Below are 1481 nucleotides of genomic sequence, written 5' to 3'. Positions count from 1 at the left end.
ATTCGCGTACGCTCAAGCTTGACGACGTCATAGCCAAAATGCTCACACATACGGCGGATTTGACGGTTCAGCCCCTGCACTAAGGTAATATTAAAGACGGTGGGCGCAACCTTTGTCACGGGGCACTTCTTGGTCATCTGCCCTAGTATAGGGACGCCACCTGCTAAACCCTCAATAAAACTATCGGTTATCGGCTTATTCACCGTCACCAAATACTCTTTTTCGTGATTATTGCCCGCGCGCAGTACCTTGTTGACCAGATCGCCATTATTGGTCAAAAAGATTAACCCTTGCGAGTCTTTGTCCAAGCGGCCAATGGGGAAAATACGTAAACTATGCCTCACAAAATCGACAATGTTGTTTTTCTCTGAAGCTTCAGTGGTGCTGACAATGCCAACGGGTTTATTTAAAACGATAAACACAAAATCATCGGGCTCTCGCGGCTCGATAAGTTGTCCATTCACCTTTACCGCATCTCCTGCGCTCACTTGCGCGCCGACTTGCGCGCGCTTGCCATTAACGTATACATTACCTTGTTCGATAAAGCGATCAGCGTCGCGCCTAGAACATATACCGCTTTCGCTAATATATTTATTTAATCGAGTCGTGGTCGCGTTAAACATAGAGCACCGTTTTGTCTAATTAAAAGCTGTTTTGTTAAAGAGCCTAAATCGAATGAATCATCATAAAGGAGATTGCATTATATAGGAAATTTGGTGCTTACCTCAGCAGAGACCAGTAGCACTCAACGTGCATCTAGAATGGTTGATTATCAAAACCAGCCTTTTTCTAATAATTGCTCGGTATTACTGACGGTAAACTCAGTATGCAAGTCATAAAACGTGCCTGCATCTTCAACCTTATCGAGCAACTCTCGTTTGCTAAGCGCTACAAACATTGCTAGCGAATAAGCGGCGCAGTGGATAGACTTTTTGGGATTAAACGTAATATCGGTAAAAGCTTGATACTGCATAACCTCATCATGAAGCTGCGTATTTTGCTTGAGCGCATTGATGTATAACCAGTCATAAAATACAGTCAAAGGCTCTATGCCCCACTCCATACCGAAATCATTGTAGCCAATAAGCTGACCTGAGTGATGCAAGCGCTCGTCCTTTTTAGCTTGTCTTGGCGCAGTAGTAAGCAAATCTGTAAAAGGGCCACCACGCTCAAATACTTTACTCGCCTGAAAGATATTCTCGACACTATACTGCCCGCCGCTATCCTCGTCAGTGAGTTGTAGGCTGAGTGGACTGAGCAAAAAGCTCAGCTTATTACCTGATTTGCTAGACATCTCTAAGACATTGCTAAAGCCATATTTTTTGCGGATGACTTGATGCAAATCATTGATAGATTTTTTCTTTTGGCGACTGGCAAACCCAACATGGCGCTCTACTCTCACCATATCTGTTTTGACCAAATTGTCACTATTGACTCTTGGCATAAATACCGGTTTTTGTTCTACAGCGTTGTGTTCCATA

Annotated in this window: 2 protein-coding genes; both read right to left on the bottom strand. The window is 43.7% G+C overall.

Annotation, left to right across the window (positions count from 1 at the left end):
• Positions 1-623 (bottom strand): 23S rRNA pseudouridine(2604) synthase RluF (gene rluF, locus ACTXGO_RS13640; RefSeq protein WP_443574903.1); only part of this gene is annotated, 623 nt, incomplete at its 3' end.
• Positions 624-772: 149 nt separating this feature from the next.
• The gene (locus tag ACTXGO_RS13635; protein ID WP_435950771.1) at positions 773-1480 is read right to left on the bottom strand and encodes a DarT1-associated NADAR antitoxin family protein; all 708 of its coding nucleotides are present in this window, start codon (positions 1478-1480) and stop codon (positions 773-775) included.
• Between the last annotated feature and the right edge of the window lies 1 nt (position 1481).

This window comes from Psychrobacter sp. T6-1, from assembly GCF_052258445.1.
The sequence above is the reverse complement of the archived record's forward strand: the minus strand, read 5'-3'. Positions and strand labels throughout refer to the sequence as shown.

Coding starts and splice junctions, on each gene's coding strand:
- ACTXGO_RS13635 (WP_435950771.1), bottom strand. CDS start 1,480: ATGGAACACAACGCTGTAGAACAAAAACCGGTATTTATGCCAAGAGTC.